The sequence below is a fragment of the Microseira sp. BLCC-F43 genome (assembly GCF_041929235.1).
GTDB lineage: Bacteria > Cyanobacteriota > Cyanobacteriia > Cyanobacteriales > Aerosakkonemataceae > Microseira.
Genome location: NZ_JBHFNP010000170.1, coordinates 87,820 through 103,187 on the forward strand (window position 1 = coordinate 87,820; position 15,368 = coordinate 103,187).

General features: G+C 44.9%; 14 protein-coding genes and 3 pseudogenes. 11 read left to right on the forward strand and 6 right to left on the reverse strand.

What is annotated here, in order from left to right; translation table 11 throughout:
- The first annotated feature begins 72 nt into the window (after positions 1-72).
- A pseudogene (locus tag ACE1CM_RS24320) lies at positions 73-1,440 on the forward strand (FAD-dependent oxidoreductase).
- On the opposite strand, the gene ACE1CM_RS24325 reads toward ACE1CM_RS24320, so the two are convergent.
- Positions 1,414-2,514, reverse strand: a complete 1,101-nt coding sequence (locus tag ACE1CM_RS24325; RefSeq protein WP_374881167.1) for a phosphatase PAP2 family protein — start codon at positions 2,512-2,514, stop codon at positions 1,414-1,416. The pseudogene ACE1CM_RS24320 and the gene ACE1CM_RS24325 sit on opposite strands and share 27 nt — an antisense overlap.
- Positions 2,515-2,616: 102 nt before the next feature.
- Complete coding sequence (locus ACE1CM_RS24330; RefSeq protein ID WP_374881169.1) at positions 2,617-3,282, reverse strand: HMA2 domain-containing protein; 666 nt, start codon at positions 3,280-3,282, stop codon at positions 2,617-2,619.
- Positions 3,283-3,457: 175 nt separating this feature from the next.
- Here ACE1CM_RS24330 and ACE1CM_RS24335 point away from each other — a divergent pair, with 175 nt between their 5' ends.
- The 10 genes and pseudogenes from ACE1CM_RS24335 to ACE1CM_RS24380 all read left to right on the forward strand — a co-directional run.
- Positions 3,458-3,955, forward strand: coding sequence for a hypothetical protein (locus ACE1CM_RS24335; RefSeq protein WP_374881171.1), 498 nt, complete (start codon positions 3,458-3,460; stop codon positions 3,953-3,955).
- A 72-nt stretch (positions 3,956-4,027) separates the two neighbouring features.
- Positions 4,028-4,732, forward strand: coding sequence for a hypothetical protein (locus ACE1CM_RS24340; RefSeq protein ID WP_374881173.1), 705 nt, complete (start codon positions 4,028-4,030; stop codon positions 4,730-4,732).
- A gap of 3 nt (positions 4,733-4,735) precedes the next feature.
- The gene (locus ACE1CM_RS24345) at positions 4,736-5,158 is read left to right on the forward strand and encodes a hypothetical protein (RefSeq protein ID WP_374881175.1); all 423 of its coding nucleotides are present in this window, start codon (positions 4,736-4,738) and stop codon (positions 5,156-5,158) included.
- A gap of 131 nt (positions 5,159-5,289) precedes the next feature.
- Positions 5,290-5,598: a hypothetical protein gene (locus tag ACE1CM_RS24350; protein ID WP_374881177.1), complete on the forward strand. Its 309-nt coding sequence runs from the start codon at positions 5,290-5,292 to the stop codon at positions 5,596-5,598.
- Between the two features lie 269 nt (positions 5,599-5,867).
- Positions 5,868-6,605: an HAD-IC family P-type ATPase gene (locus ACE1CM_RS24355; RefSeq protein WP_374881179.1), complete on the forward strand. Its 738-nt coding sequence runs from the start codon at positions 5,868-5,870 to the stop codon at positions 6,603-6,605.
- Between the two features lie 237 nt (positions 6,606-6,842).
- Positions 6,843-8,234: an RNA-guided endonuclease InsQ/TnpB family protein gene (locus tag ACE1CM_RS24360; RefSeq protein ID WP_374881180.1), complete on the forward strand. Its 1,392-nt coding sequence runs from the start codon at positions 6,843-6,845 to the stop codon at positions 8,232-8,234.
- A gap of 14 nt (positions 8,235-8,248) precedes the next feature.
- A pseudogene (locus ACE1CM_RS24365) lies at positions 8,249-10,264 on the forward strand (cation-translocating P-type ATPase); the annotation flags it as partial.
- 41 nt (positions 10,265-10,305) lie between these two features.
- On the forward strand, positions 10,306-11,004 hold the full coding sequence (locus tag ACE1CM_RS24370) for a rhomboid family intramembrane serine protease (protein ID WP_374881182.1): 699 nt from the start codon (positions 10,306-10,308) through the stop codon (positions 11,002-11,004).
- 57 nt (positions 11,005-11,061) lie between these two features.
- A complete protein-coding gene (locus ACE1CM_RS24375) occupies positions 11,062-11,529 on the forward strand; it encodes an MgtC/SapB family protein (protein WP_374881184.1) in 468 nt (155 codons plus the stop codon).
- 191 nt (positions 11,530-11,720) lie between these two features.
- Positions 11,721-13,214 (forward strand): annotated as a pseudogene (locus ACE1CM_RS24380) (catalase); the annotation flags it as partial.
- Between the two features lie 224 nt (positions 13,215-13,438).
- Here the strand turns inward: ACE1CM_RS24380 and ACE1CM_RS24385 are convergent.
- The 4 genes from ACE1CM_RS24385 to ACE1CM_RS24400 all read right to left on the reverse strand — a co-directional run bounded on the left by ACE1CM_RS24385 (position 13,439) and on the right by ACE1CM_RS24400 (position 15,358).
- Positions 13,439-14,158: an RNA ligase family protein gene (locus tag ACE1CM_RS24385; protein ID WP_374881186.1), complete on the reverse strand. Its 720-nt coding sequence runs from the start codon at positions 14,156-14,158 to the stop codon at positions 13,439-13,441.
- Between the two features lie 547 nt (positions 14,159-14,705).
- Positions 14,706-14,798 (reverse strand): hypothetical protein, encoded by a 93-nt coding sequence (locus tag ACE1CM_RS24390; protein WP_374881243.1) that lies wholly within the window; start codon positions 14,796-14,798, stop codon positions 14,706-14,708.
- A 51-nt stretch (positions 14,799-14,849) separates the two neighbouring features.
- Positions 14,850-15,134 (reverse strand): type II toxin-antitoxin system YafQ family toxin, encoded by a 285-nt coding sequence (locus ACE1CM_RS24395; RefSeq protein ID WP_374881188.1) that lies wholly within the window; start codon positions 15,132-15,134, stop codon positions 14,850-14,852.
- Positions 15,131-15,358, reverse strand: a complete 228-nt coding sequence (locus ACE1CM_RS24400) for a hypothetical protein (protein WP_374881190.1) — start codon at positions 15,356-15,358, stop codon at positions 15,131-15,133. Before ACE1CM_RS24400 ends, ACE1CM_RS24395 begins: the two co-directional genes overlap by 4 nt.
- Positions 15,359-15,368 lie beyond the last annotated feature (10 nt).

Below are 15,368 nucleotides of genomic sequence, written 5' to 3' on the forward strand. Positions count from 1 at the left end.
GGGGAGATAGTTAAATTGCGAAAATTTTGGGTGATACGGAAACCGCTCTTTGAACGCTAAGGAGGTTCCGCAGTGTTACCAGATGTACTCATCGTAGGAGCAGGACCAACGGGTTTACTGTTAGCCGCAGAACTAGCAAGGCGTGGAGTCAAGCTGCGTTTAATTGACAAAAACCCCCACCCCTCCAAAACCAGTAAAGCCATAGGAGTTTTTGCCCGCACCTTGGAAGTATTTGACAGATTGGGTATCGCTGATGAGGCGATTAAACGCGGACGCAAATTACATGCTTTGAATGTTTATGCAGATAGCAAACCTATTGTTCGGATCAACTTCGCTCGGTTAGATTCGTGCTTTCCGTTTGCTCTTTCTCTGCCACAGTCTGAAACCGAAGATATTTTGGCACATTTAGTGGAAAACCTTGGGGTGAAAATTGAGCGGTCTGTCACCTTTTGTAGTTTAGAGCAAGACAATGATGGTGTTACTGCCACCCTTAGTCATGCAGATGGAAGAAAAGAACGCTGTCGAGTCCCTTGGTTGATAGGTTGTGATGGGGCACACAGTACCGTTCGTCAGGCAGCTGGTTTGGCTTATAAAGGTGTTGACCTTGAGGCTTCGTTCCTGTTAATGGATGTGGAAATTGACTGAAATCTTTCACCTCATGAACCGCACATATTTTTAACCTCTAATGGTGAATTAGGAGCGTTTCCACTACCAGAAGATAGATTTTGGCGGTTGTTTGTGGACGTACCATCAGATCGAGAACTACCTGAAGAGATAAATTTGCCACTTGTTCAGCAATTATTCAACGAGCGATCGCACTTCCAAGCTAACTTAACCAACCCAGTTTGGACAAGCAGCTTCAAAATCCGTCAGCGAATGGTTGACAAAAGCCGCATCGGGCGCGTCTTTGTAGCAGGTGACGCCTTGTCTTCCCACAGTCCCATCGGAGGTCAAGGGATGAATGCGGGATTGCAAGATGCTTATAACCTAGCTGGGAAACTCGCTTTAGCAATCGAAGGAGGAGCATCCACAGATTTACTCAACTCATACCCACTCGAACGCGAACCTGTCTCCAAATTAATCTTAGCTAGCACTGAATTAGCCACACGGATAGTAACCCTAAGCAATCCAATACTTAAGCAAATTCGCCGTTATGTCGCTGGTTTTATCACCAGTTTTGACATCGTTCAAAAACGCATCGTCAATACTGTATCTGGATTAAAGGTAAACTACCGTAAAAGTCCCATCGTCCAGGAAGAATACCCGTTTTTGTTGCCAAATTCATCTCCCAAAAGACTGAATTTAATCGATTGGTGGCATTTTCACCAAGGGTTAAAAGCAGGGGATAGGGCACCGGATATGATCGTGCAAACCCAGGATGGCAAACAAAGTTTATATCGTGTATTGTCCGGATTAAGACTGTTCATACTCCTGTTGTAAATATCTACTTGACCAGGGATATTTTTGTTTCAATTCCCAGAGCAGAATACAGGCAATCAACCACAATAAACCAGCGGCATAGCCAGCTGCCACATCACTAGGCCAGTGTACGCCCAAATAAAGCCGACTAAAACCTATGGCAACAATTAAGGTTACGGTTAAGGCAATAATTTGTCTTCGCGATTGCGGAAATTGCTGAGCCAAAATATAACCAATGAAGCCATAAATTACCATTGATCCCATTGCGTGACCGCTAGGAAAGCTATAGTGAGCCGCATCAATAATCCAGTCCCACAGTGCTGGGCGTGCCCTAAAAAACAGCATTTTCATCCAATAATTTAAACCTATAGCACCAACAGCGGCTGTGCCAAAGATAATTGCTTCTAAGGGACGTTTATAATACAGCAGATTAGCTTCCATTCCTAAACAAATCAGCAGTAAATATTCTAGATCGCCCAGAGAAGTTATCCCCAGCATCATGCGATCTAAAAATGGCGATTGCAGTTTCTGAATCAAGAGCAAAAGGGTTGTATCAAGACCATATACGTGTAAGATTCCAGTACCCATTACCAGGCCAGAAACAGCAGTTGATGCTAGGACAATTTGGCCGATCAATTGGTCTAATTGTTTTGGCTGAGGTGTTTGGGTTAATATAGGTGTTACTGCTATATTTTCGCCATTACTTCTAACAGTTGTAACTGGTTCTCTGCTATTTATGGCATGTAAGTTACCATTTTGGATGGCTGGGGTATCAGTTGATAAAATCAACTGTTTTTTGTAATAATCTAAAATCATGCCTTTAATTAGCGAGCCAATAGCATTTGGCTGTAAATATGGAAGGAAAAATACAAGAACGTTTCCCGTATAATGATTAGCACTAACTTGCGTGATTCCTTTCTCCCGTGACAATCTAATTTCCAGATATTTTTTGATAGCTTCCGAACGATAAAGTCCATACACCTTATATCTAGCTCTGCCTGGGACAGCAGTATGTATTGCCCGAACTAAATGATTATTGTTGGGGAGATTGTTGAAATTATTGCCCATATTTGTTTTCTTTGCTGCCTGAAACATGCCAATTTGGCATTTTTGGACGGTTGATTGATTTAGTAATTGAGTATGTTGCAATTCTCGCCCAAAAATGCGCTTAAGTCTGAGTATTTAACGAGTAGTTTTTCAGGAAGGTTGTCCACTGTCCAGGTTTCTCCTAACCCCAACAGCTTGCAGTTGGAAAAGCTGCAAACCCGCCTTCCTATCGCCGCTTGGTATTTGTCCTTGCTTGTTGGGTAAGATAAACAGGATGGCAGATTTTAGTCCCTTGATTGCTGTTTTCGCACCAGATAGTAATCTTTCCCAAACATCTTTCCGGAAGCGTTGATGCATAATGGCGTTACGGACTTGGTTGACGTTCCGCGTACTGTCAATTAGGTTGATGATAGCATCAAATGTAACTCGCACTATTGATTTTACCGTTGCTTGGGTTGGCAAAACTATACTAGGGGCTTTTTGGATCAGATTTACCAGGTGCGATCGCATTTGGTCGTCTGCTATGACACCAGTTTGGTAATTGATCGCAATCGATGCGGTATTGGGGTTAACGCGAACACTCATAATCCTAGAGTCGTTTTCTAGCACGCTCTTGAGTTTGTTGGCATAATCAGAATCTTTGGCTAGCCGAGGAATGCGAAAACGAATACGTCCAGGAATTGCATGGACAACGCTATAAGCTATCTTTTGGGGAGGCGCAGTTTTATTAGCTACGCGCTTATTTATCTGTTGAGGTTGTCGATACTGATTGGGAATAGCGCTTTTATCAGAATTCGACCGATTTCTAGAAGTCATGTTACAGGTTTCAGTTTCCGTCGCTAATGTCCGTACTCTAAACAAAATCAAGCCTATGTAGCATCACACCACAGATAGGAAATCTAACATTATATTGTTTTTCTCATTCCACAGAGAGATGGTGGCAACCCCGATCGATTTCTAACATACAGCTATCCGTTGAGGCTGATAAATTATGAATTTCGCCTCTGTATTTCCGAAAAATTTCCCATTACGCTCAATTTTGATTTTGCTGTCTTTGCTTGTCTTTGTCGGCTTTCTGGGTTACTTTATCGAGCTAAGCTTGCCGACAAGATCGCCTAAGCTCGACACTACTTATACACCTCTAACCCAAAGCACTCCCCAGGAAATCGGTTCCTACGATCTGTTGGGTTACACCGTTAACAAAGCCGAAGCAGAGCAATTGTTGCAAACAAAGTTAGGACAGTTGCACCTCGCACCTGAAAATGGGGCTATTCCTATCACCGAAAACCTGATTAAAATCGGTCGCGACGCTTTCTATCGGGAAACCTTTGGTAACGAATATTTCTTTACCGATGTGGTGGGTGCGATTAATGGCCCGATTAACTTGCTGAGTATGGGCGACCTAGTTCAGTTCTTGCTCTCAATTGATGACGATCCAGCCGTGTTACCGGAGTCAGCATCAAAACAAGTGGCAGATGTTAGTAAGTAACAAGCTGTTCCACATTGAAATTACATAACTTGGGGCGGGCGCTTCCGCCCCAACTATTTTGAAGGTGAGATTATGATAGACATACAACAATATCCCTCTCCTAAATTATTAGGCTCTGGAAGGTCTGGAAAAGTTTTTTTAGTCGAAACCCAGGCAGGGTTGCTAGCGCGAAAAATATTTGACGCTGATAAAGTCGCTAAGATAATACATTATTTTTTCTTTGGTTCTCCGAATCCCTACATTTGGAATGAAGATGCGATAAATTGTGCTTTTTATCGCCGCCAAATTCTCAGTGCGTTGGTTCAGTTTTGGTTTGATGATGATTTAAGAGTTGCCGAGGCAATTACCACAGATTGGAATCACGAATTTAAAGCTTATCAAATAGATACAGAATTTATTCAAGGAAGACACGTTGCATTGCGCCAACCTTTTAGCCGAGAAAGACTGGGCGAATTACCCGCTTTAGTTCATGGCATTATGATGCCTTTACAAAACAAATTAATTCAAGCTGGCTTTGATCGATTAGTTTGGCAAGCTGGGAAAGGAACGCCTACAGCTTTAAATAATTTTTTATTAACCAGTGACACTCCCGATAAATATATTTTTGTTTGGATAGATTTAGAATCGGGTGTACCAGCTTTATTTCCTTTAAATCTCTTGACAATGGTTTCATTTTACTTACCCAAATCAATTCAGTATGTCCGGGCATTATTTGATGATGTAAATAGCAGGAAATTAAAACAATATGTAAACAGAGTCAAGGTTAAATTACAATAAAAATTGGGAAGCCAACGATATGATGAGATTTTACAGCATATCGAGCGATTAGAGTATCATCAAGAAAAATGGAAGTCAATGAGGAGAGTTGACCGCAGTATTCAATATCAACTCAAAAAAGGATTAATCACCGTTCGACAAGCTAATTGGTATTCAGAACGCCCATTACTTTGGTACGGACGAGAACTGCTCAGAATCTTGGGGCAGAGCTTGAAAAAGATCTTAATTGAATTGCCTGCGATCGCATTCAACAAACTCGTAAAAATTCCTGATCGACAATTTATTTGGCAATTTTGGAGATTTCTTTCTTCTCAAAGCTATCGATTAACTATAGCTAAAAATCATCTGAGGAAAATAATTAATTATTGGCCAGACAGAAAGCCGCTAAAATTTGAAGAAGCTAACGGTTTGTTGCAGCACCTATAACGCGAGACAAGCAGTGAATATTTAAATGATTTTGGCGTTCATATTGGCATTAAACTATTTATTAAAATGATTGAATATCTTGTGCCGCTTCTGTATTTAACTGGCTTAATTGATGAACTATTTTTTATTACATGGCTCTTGGAGGGCCAGTCTATCGAACCATGTATACGTCTTGGAGAGTAATTCAAGCAGTTATATACCGAAAAGAAATTCCTTGGATTGCTTTCTTAGTTGGATTAATGCCTAGGATTGGTCTTCTGGCTTATCCCTGTCAGCTTGTTTATTCAGCTCAGGGTAAAAAGAAAAAGATTGCCCAATTTATTGTTGACGATTTCTTCAGTGTAATTGGAGAAAAAATTCCTGGATGGGGTGGAAAAGATACTCAGACAGAACATTTTTTTAATCATCTCGCCGCTCGGATTGCTTCTCGCAAGAATTAAATATAGAACTTACAAGGGCTGGCACATAGAGTAGGGTGCGTCGGAGACCCAGGAAAAAATATTAGTAAAACAGCCTCTCGTATCTACCATAGGCTAGATTCCGAAACCGAGCTGATGGTTTAGGCTGTTGATAAATAAAGTAAAATACCCAAACTTTTTCCCAGCCAACTTAGCGATAAGGTGAGGAAAAAGGTAGAAAGGTTTCGTTCGTGCTTTAAAAATTTTTGGGTTTGATTGAACTATCAATTTCAAGTTGTGGAGGAAGCGGTATGCCAGCGATCGCAATGGAAAATCTACTAGAAAACCATTGGCACCATCTGCCGGTGGAAGAAGTTGCCCAGCTATTAGAAAGTAACTTTGATGCAACCAAACGACACAATAGTTTTGGCCCCAACGAATTGACCAGTAAAAAAGGAAAGCCTCTCTGGATGCGCTTTCTGTTGCAATTCAATCAGCCGCTGATCTATATTTTGTTGATTGCTGGGACAGTCACGCTATTTTTACAAGATTGGGTAGATGCGGGGGTAATTTTTGCGGTAACGCTGATTAATTCGACGATTGGCTTTATTCAAGAGTCTAAAGCAGAAAGCGCAATCGCAGCCTTAGCAAGATCGGTCACCACAGAAGCAACCGTCATCCGCGAGCGCCAAAAATTACGCATTCCCTCCACACAATTAGTACCGGGGGATCTGGTGCAAATGGCTTCCGGCGATAAAGTTCCCGCCGATTTGCGATTAGTTAAAGTGCGTAACTTGCAAATCGATGAATCTGGTTTAACTGGCGAATCTGTTCCCGTTGAGAAAGCAACTCGGCGACTTTCTCCAGAAACCCCCCTCGCGGATCGCACCAATATGGCTTATGCTGGCAGCTTGGTGACGGCTGGACAAGGCAGCGGGATTGTCGTTGCGATCGCAGATTCCACCGAAACAGGTCGCATTTCTCAGCTAATGGAGCGCCATACCAGCCTAGAAACCCCCCTGACCCGAAAAATCCAAAAATTCAGCTAGAGCAGCAGGAGCCTCACGCTAGACCGCTTCGGTTAGCGTGAGAGGAATGCGCGTCAATCGATGGGGTTCAATACCCCGGAGATTGACAATTTCCTGATTAACTCACGCAGAACCTCGCTCTGCTGTCTTTCCTTGATCTGGCAGTATCTTTTTAAGTGCATCAATTCTTCATCGGTGACTCGAAAATTAACCTGATTCATGGCGCTAGCCTGTATAGCTGTGTGCTATAATGATACCATGAAATACACCTACCAGTACAAAGCACTTCCCACAACTGAACAGAAGCTAGAGCTTAATCTCTGGTTGCGGACTTGCCAATACTGGTACAACCGTCAAATTGGAGACAGGTTTGATTGGTGGGAACGCAACCGCTGCTATATCAACGCCTGCCCTCTGATTTGTCACTTGCCTCAATTGCGGGATCATCCCAACTATTACAGTCAAAAGAAATATCTTCCTGAGATCAAAACGGATCTGGTCACAGTCGGTTGGTCGTCTGAATTGCTAGACTTTTCACGGGTTCTGGCCAACACGTTGCAGGAAGTTTGTAAACGAGTTGATAAGGCGTTCGAGCGCTTTGTTGCGGGTGACAGCAATGGCAAGCGGAGCGGTAAACCTCGCTTCAAGTCTGCTGAAAGATTTCGCTCAATGGTGTTTGAAGGTGCAGGACTTGAGCTGCATTCCTGCTCGTTGGGCGGCAAGTACCTGTTTATCAAGATGCCTAAGCTGGGATTGTTGAAGGTGCGAATGCACAGAGATCTTCCAGACGGCGCCATCCTGAAGCAGGTACAACTGATTAAAAAAGCAGACGGTTGGTATGTGAACTTACGGTTAGACGATCCAACTGTGCCGATCGACTCTAACGGCATAGATCTGTCATGGGATAGCGCTTTGGGCATGGATGCAGTTTTGCATGAAGATGCCTACCTGGCTACATCTGACGGTGAAAAACTGCCTTCGCTTAAGTCGTTCCGCAAGTCCGCAAAACGACTAGCTAAAGTTTCTCACCGTAAAGCTGCCAAGAAAAAAGGGAGTCGTTCCCGCCGCAAACTGGCTCATCGTGAAGCCAGAGAGCATCAACGCATTGCCAGAGCTAGACGCGATTGTGCCTTCAAGACCGCTCACAAAGTTGTGAGAACGGGCAAAGCGGTATTCTTTTACGAGAATCTCAACCTCAAAGGGTTGAGTAAGCGCAATGGCGCAAAACAAGATGAGCAGGGACGATACCTGCCTAACGGTCAAGCGGCTAAGTCTGGATTGAACAAATCCTGGAACGATGCTGCATTTGGGCAATTCTTTACAATCCTGGAATACATAGCTGCAAAAGCTGGAGCCGTTGCGATTGAAGTGAATCCCGCCTACACCTCCCAACTACTCTCCTATCGGGATGAGTTCATCTTCACCGATTGCACTATCCGTGAATATTGGGATGAGGTAGAAAATCTTTGGGTTGATAGGGATATCAACGCCGCTATCAACATCAAAAGAGTCGGGCTGGGCGAGTTCCCGACTATAAACCGCCGTAGAGGGAAAGTTGTTGTGGGTCACTCTACAACTGATAGTACCTCGAAGGAAGTTCTCTCTACTCTTCGGAGTTTGGAGAAGCCCACACTATATGCGAAGCATTAGTGTGTGGAGTCGTCACTAAATTGTTACTCTACGTCATCCTGGGGCTGGCAGCCTTGACTTTTGCCGTGGGATTGGGGCAAGGACTATCCTGGATCGAGGTGTTTAAAGCGGCGGTAGCTTTAGCCGTCAGCGCCATTCCAGAAGGATTACCGGCAATTGTGACGATTACCCTGGCAATTGGGGTGTCTAGAATGGCGGCTCGTCATGCGATTATCAGGAAATTACCAGCTGTCGAAACCCTCGGCAGTACCACGATTATTTGTTCGGATAAAACAGGCACGCTGACTGAAAATCAGATGACAGTGCAGGATATCTACGCCGGAGGAATGCATTATGCAGTCAGCGGTGTCGGGTATGCGCCGGAAGGGGAAATTGTGGCAGCAGGCGAGCAGCGTAGCACAGGCGTCTCGCCTGTGGGAGCAGAGGAGCAGGGGAGGAGGAAAATCCAAAATCTCACATCTGAAATCGCGCTTTGGGAATGTTTGATGGCGGGGTTGCTGTGCAATGATTCCCATATGGAACAGGAGGATGGACAGTGGAAAGTGGTGGGAGATCCGACTGAGGGAGCATTAATTGTTGTTGCCCAAAAAGCTGGGTTAGAAAGGCAAATCCTCGCTCGCCAAATGCCGAGATTAGATACAATTCCCTTTGAATCTGAGTTTCAGTACATGGCAACTTTGCATGAAGGAAGCAGGGGAGTCAATACTATTTATGTTAAAGGTTCGCTGGAGGCAATTCTGTTGCGGTGCAATCAAATGCTCGATCTTCGGGGAGAAGCGATCGCATTAAACCCCGCAGAAGTGGAAACCCAAGCGAATGTGATGGCGCAGCAGGGATTGCGCGTGCTGGCATTTGCGAAAAAACCAGCAGCTTCCAAGCAATCAATCGAGCGTGAAGATCTCGACGAGGGGTTAATTTTCTTGGGATTGCAAGGGATGATCGATCCGCCGCGACAAGAAGCGATCGACGCGGTGCGTGCGTGTCAATCTGCGGGAATTCGGGTCAAAATGATTACAGGAGATCATGCCTTGACTGCTAGTGCGATCGCCCGCCGAATGCAATTAAGTTCCAGCGCGGAAGTATTAGCTTACACCGGACAACAACTTGCCCAAATGAGCGATTCAGAATTCACTCAAGCAGCACAAAATGCCAATGTATTTGCTCGCGTTGCACCGGAACAAAAATTGCGTCTAGTTGAAGCATTGCAATCAAAAGGTGAAATTGTCGCCATGACAGGAGATGGTGTCAACGATGCTCCCGCACTGCGACAAGCAGATATTGGCATTGCAATGGGAATTACCGGCACCGAAGTTGCCAAAGAAGCAGCCGACACAATTTTAACCGATGACAATTTTGCCTCCATCGAAGCAGCAGTAGAAGAAGGACGCACAGTTTATCAGAATCTCCGCCAAACAATTGCCTTCATTCTGCCCATCAATGGCGGCGAATCGATGACAATTTTAATCGCCGTATTTCTAGGAACATTACTGCCAATTTTAACCGGACAAATTTTGTGGGTGAATATGATTAGCTCGGTGGCTTTAACTGTCCCCCTCGCCTTTGAACCCAAAGCCAAGGGCGTCATGCAAAAACCCCCGCGCCACCCCAGCGATCCTTTACTAACGGGTAACGTACTCAGGCGGATCTTGGCAATTACCATCGTCAATTGTTTGATTACCTTTGGCATGTTTGAATGGGGTTGGCAAACCACAAATAATGTAAATTTAGCCATAACAATAGCAGTGCAAGCATTAGTTGCCGCCGAAACCTTTTATCTTTTGAGTATCAGTCAATTTATCCCATCGCTGGTAGCTAAACTCGCGGGAAAATCTAAAAACATTGCTTATGCGCCCGCGATTGGGATTGCTTGTTTGTTGATTTTGCAAATTATCTTTAGTCAGTGGAGTATAATGAATCAGTTACTCGATACCTTCCCCTTAAATTTGACTCAAGCATTGATTTGTATTGGGGTAGGCTTACCTGTTGTTATTGTCGCTCTCTTGTTCAAACGCTTTGACCCACTCGATTGAAGAAATTCCGCTCAAATGTTCACTTGTTAGAGGAAAAAACCGTGGTTCCATTACGCGATAACAACCCCACCACAACCACCGCATATATTACCTATGGGTTAATTGCGGCTAATATTCTCGTTTTTCTTTATCAAGTGAGCCTAACCACGCAACAGTTACAGAGGTTTTTATACGCTGCGGCGTTAGTACCCTGCCAGCTTTCAGCCACTTGTCCAATTGGTGCAGAAAGTCAAGGAATTCCTGAGTGGATGACTTTGATTACATCGCAATTTTTACATGGAGGTTTTTTGCATATTGCGGGAAATATGTTGTTTTTATGGATTTTTGGCAATAACATTGAAGACCGCTTGGGTCATATAAAATATTTAATTTTTTACCTAACCTGCGGCGTTTTAGCAGGACTGAGCCAGTGGGTGTTCTCGGTAAATTCTACGATTCCATCCTTGGGTGCGAGCGGTGCAATTGCTGGGGTGTTGGGTGCGTACATTCTCCGGTTCCCGCGCGCCGAAATTTTGACCTTAATTCCCTTGGGATTCTTTATCACTACCGCGCGACTTCCTGCCTATTTATTTTTGGGATTTTGGTTCGTTCAGCAAGCGTTTTACGGGCTGGCTAGCTTACAAGTTCGCACCAATGTTGGTATGGAAAGTGGTGGAATAGCCTACTGGGCGCACGCTGGAGGCTTCGTTTTTGGAGCGATTCTTGGCCCCCTATTTGGGTTATACAACCGCCGCCCTTAAATAGTATGAATATCTCGACAAGCACGAACAAACCGATTAGAAATAACAGCATTAGAGATGTCCTTTGATTTTGTTGAGTTTTTTTATCTCTTACTTCGCCTCATCGCTGCTTTCCTGTTGTCCTTTCCTGTAGCATGGGAACGCGAACAGTCTACGCGGACGATGGGATTGCGTACCTTCCCCCTAGTAGCGATGGCAAGTTGTGGCTATGTGTTGGTGGCGAGTGCGGTCGTAGGGTCTGGTAGCGAACAGCAAGCGCGCATTATCCAAGGATTGATCAGCGGGATCGGCTTTATTGCAGGTGGAGCGATATTAAAGCAAGGTGGCGGAGTGCATGGAACAGCTACTGCAGCTAGCATTTGGACAACAGGAGTAATCGGTGCTGCGGTGGCATATCAGGATTATGAGATTGCCGTAGTCGTGAGTCTGATTAACTTTCTCACCCTACGATTGCTCACTCCCGTGGAGCGCAAAACTGGTAAACCCGATCGACCAAAGAATGAATCTCCCAATACAGAGTCATAACACACCTTTTGATAGATGTTCTCTTTTAGTAGCGATCGCATCCAGGTCGAATTCAGATAATGGTTAGTCCTGGGGTAGAGGGTGAATCTATGCCGCTGGTAGAAGTTGGGCAAAACACAAATCGTTACTTTAGTAGGAAGCTACCTGCTCTAACGAGCGATCGCACTACAACCAACACCAGCTTTCCTAATATGACAGACCCTCAAACACAGGATGAACAGATCGATCAAGGCGAAACTCTAACCAATCGCCAAGGGCATCCAATATCAGATAATCAAAATGTCAGAACCGTGGGAGATCGAGGTCCCACCGTACTGGAAAACTATAACTTTCTAGAAAAAATCACTCACTTCGATCGCGAACGTGTTCCAGAGCGCGTCGTTCATGCGCGAGGAGCAGGCGCACATGGCTATTTTGAAGCCTACGGAACCGTTGGTGATGAACAAATCGGCAAATACACCCGCGCCAAACTGTTTCAGGAAAAAGGAAAAATCACCCCCGTATTTGTTCGCTTTTCCACCGTTACCCACGGCGGTCATTCTCCGGAAACATTACGCGATCCGCGCGGATTTGCTGTCAAGTTTTACACCGAAGATGGCAACTGGGATTTAGTGGGAAATAACCTAAAAATCTTTTTTATCCGCGATCCGATTAAGTTTCCTGACTTGATTCACGCCTTCAAACCCGATCCAGTCCATAATCGTCAAGATCCGAATCGCATTTTTGATTTCCTCAGCTTGACGCCGGAATCGATGCACATGGTAACCTGGTTGTTTAGTCCTTGGGGAATTCCCGCCAGCTACCGATTTATGGAAGGCTCAGGGGTCAACACTTATAAATGGGTGAATGCTGATGGTGTGGGGCATTTGGTCAAGTATCATTGGCGACCTAAACAGGGGCTAAAATTCCTGACTCAGGCACAAGCTGAGGAAATTCAGGCGAAAAACTTTAATCATGCTACCGAGGATTTGTATGAAGCGATCGCGCGCGGCGAATATCCGGAATGGGAATTTTGCGTGCAAATCATGTCGGATGATGAGCATTCCGAACTCGATTTCGATCCCTTAGATGATACCAAAATCTGGCCTCAAGAACAGTTCCCCTGGCTCCTTGTCGGGCGCATGGTGCTAGACAAAAACCCAACCAACTATTTTGCTGAAGTAGAGCAAGCGGCATTTGGAACTGGGGTATTAGTGGATGGGCTAGACTTTTCAGACGATAAAATGCTTCAAGGTCGGACGTTTTCTTACTCAGATACCCAGCGCTATCGCGTTGGACCAAACTATCTCCAATTGCCGATTAATCAACCCAAAACAAGGGTGGCAACGAATCAGCAGGGTGGTGCGATGGAGTATTCCGTCAATACCGTCGAAGCAGGTGCAAATCCGCATATTAATTATGAGCCAAGCAGCATCGACGGATTGAAAGAAGCGCCAAAATCTGGCAAAGATCATACTCCCTACGTGCAAGGAATCGTCGGACGAGCAAGAATCAGCCGCACAAACGATTATGGGCAAGCAGGAGAGCGCTATCGCACCTTTTCCGATTTTGAGCGCGATGATTTGATTCTCAACTTGGTGACACAGTTAAAACAGTGTAACCCAGAGATTCAAAACCGGATGGTGGAACATTTCACAAAATGCGACCCAGATTACGGTTCGCGGGTGCGAGAAGGACTGAACCAAGGATGATCGGGACTGACGCAGGTCGAGGCGATCGCCAAAGTTTCTGCGTGGATCTATTTTTCACAGAAACCCCGTTTCGACCGTCGTTCGCGCTAGCGTTGGGAGGCATATCTCTGGTTGCAAAACCAACGATTTTTCGTATCACCTTAATTTCTTTCTTGGATGTTAACGTTTCGCTCCTTAGCCATTTGTGCAGGCATTGCTTACCTCGCTGGTTGCCTATCCTACTTAACACGACGTTTAGCATGACGTTCGTAATCTTCAAACCGCAATTTTGCGATCGCATTTCTAGAAACGGTTCTAGCCACAATACCTTCGCCTCGACCACCTGCACCCTCATCGAGTGCAACCTTAGTTTGCGGCAGCGTTGCCTGAAGAAATTCATAGGTTTCTTGAATACTAACTGGCAGCGCCGCAACTTTGGCAATTCGCGGCGTTAGCTCAAATCCGTAATTTTTTGCCGCATTATTGAGTTGCTCTTCATCAAGGAATGCCTGACCACCATTGTCCCGCCACGCTGCTAGTTGCTGAACAGATTTAGAGAACAACGTTTCGATGTCTGTGAGGACTGCAACATCAAACAGTCGCCAACCAATGCCTTGTTGTGACGTGTATTGCTTGCTAGCAGCCGTAATTTTGCCCCCATAAAGTTCAAGGTATACAACAACAATCTCACTCTGCACCTGGGGCAATGAATCTGCAACGTTTTTGAGCGCATCCACGATACCGAGTGCCGGATTCCCAATCAGGTCGCCTTTGGCAAACAACAATTCTTCTCTGCTACCTAAGACAAAGTTACCATCAGGCAAAAGAATAATGCGAGAGTTAGTACCGTCTACTTTCTCAGTCAGGATAATCTCGCCATCAAAACTAACCGTCTCTTCTAGTAAAGCTCCTTTATCGCCCAGTGTATGGTATGTAGGGATACTGGGATATTTAGTCATGGAATTGAGCTTGTTTAGGTCACAAATCCCCATTGCAAAATCGTAACTCATATGACTGCATAATCTTCTTTATGTATTACTATTATAGTATGAGTTTTACTACAATTTAATCCTGCGATAAGCTTTAAACAAAAAAGCTTGAGATTCCGTAGGTTGGGTTTCCCACGGTAAAGCCAACCTACTACTTTAAAACCAGGCGATCCAGAACCGATTGTACGCTTGCACGAGGTGTTTAATCGGGTGTGGGTTTCTTGGAGCGATAGCTAAGCGCATCCGCGCCGCGCAAGCTTCCGCTTCACGCGCAGCTAGGGGTGTGCATATCGCGCCCGTTACGCCAACCAATTCCACCACCAGCATTGTCGGAAACTGACCAACAGTGGAGCGAAGCGTTATTAGCTCGATTTCGCGAAATGTAAAGATCAGGACTTACGCAAAATCACCTTTGTTTCTCTGAAAAATCGTCGGGAAAGCCAACTAGAGATATGCACACCCCTAGCTACGCGAACGTAGCTTGAAACCCGGTTTCTCAGAGCGTCGTGTGTAAGTCCTAAAGATTTCTAAGTCGCGGGTATTCTTGGACAAGAATCTGCTTAATTTCTGCATCCAGCACAGGAATCTTATTGACGATAACATCCCACACAATATCGTAATCAACGCCAAAGTATTTATGAATCCGCAACTACCGACGCAGTTAATAAACTTCATCATGCGTTCCGATGTCGAGCAGAACAATGACTTCAGTATTAGTTTGCGAATCTTGTTCAATGGAAAAGACAATACGACAATCATAGCCGCAAGAGCAGGACTGAAGACCTTCGAGGTTGCCGCTCAGTTTGTGCGTACCCAGGTTTGGGGCAAATACGTCTGCTTCCATTTGTTGAAGAGTGTCTTCAATACTTTGCTGGATGTCAACGTTTCGCTTTACAAACTTGCGGAATGCTCGTTTGAACTTGGGGGTTAAAACCAAAGCTCTCATGCTTCTGGATCGTGCAAAGACTGGCGCAATGCTGCAACCACATCTTGGGCTGACTGGGGTTCAAATTTCCCTGCACGGAAATCCGCCAAGGTTCTTAGTGCATCCGCAGCGATTTCTTTTCGGCGACTTTCGTGGTAGCGGTTTTGCAGAATTTTGATCAGCATTTCCTGCTGTTCATAGGGCAGTTGTAAAGCGGTTTCTAGCACTTGGTCGAGAGTATTCATGGAATTAGGC

Excerpts from the sequence above, each read along its gene's own strand:
- ACE1CM_RS24325 (WP_374881167.1), bottom strand. The coding sequence starts at position 2,514 with ATGTTTCAGGCAGCAAAGAAAACAAATATGGGCAATAATTTCAACAAT.
- ACE1CM_RS24385 (WP_374881186.1), bottom strand. The coding sequence starts at position 14,158 with ATGACTAAATATCCCAGTATCCCTACATACCATACACTGGGCGATAAA.
- ACE1CM_RS24395 (WP_374881188.1), bottom strand. The coding sequence starts at position 15,134 with ATGAGAGCTTTGGTTTTAACCCCCAAGTTCAAACGAGCATTCCGCAAG.
- ACE1CM_RS24335 (WP_374881171.1), top strand. The coding sequence starts at position 3,458 with ATGAATTTCGCCTCTGTATTTCCGAAAAATTTCCCATTACGCTCAATT.
- ACE1CM_RS24350 (WP_374881177.1), top strand. The coding sequence starts at position 5,290 with ATGGCTCTTGGAGGGCCAGTCTATCGAACCATGTATACGTCTTGGAGA.
- ACE1CM_RS24355 (WP_374881179.1), top strand. The coding sequence starts at position 5,868 with ATGCCAGCGATCGCAATGGAAAATCTACTAGAAAACCATTGGCACCAT.
- ACE1CM_RS24330 (WP_374881169.1), bottom strand. The coding sequence starts at position 3,282 with ATGACTTCTAGAAATCGGTCGAATTCTGATAAAAGCGCTATTCCCAAT.
- ACE1CM_RS24400 (WP_374881190.1), bottom strand. The coding sequence starts at position 15,358 with ATGAATACTCTCGACCAAGTGCTAGAAACCGCTTTACAACTGCCCTAT.
- ACE1CM_RS24375 (WP_374881184.1), top strand. The coding sequence starts at position 11,062 with ATGTCCTTTGATTTTGTTGAGTTTTTTTATCTCTTACTTCGCCTCATC.
- ACE1CM_RS24360 (WP_374881180.1), top strand. The coding sequence starts at position 6,843 with ATGAAATACACCTACCAGTACAAAGCACTTCCCACAACTGAACAGAAG.
- ACE1CM_RS24340 (WP_374881173.1), top strand. The coding sequence starts at position 4,028 with ATGATAGACATACAACAATATCCCTCTCCTAAATTATTAGGCTCTGGA.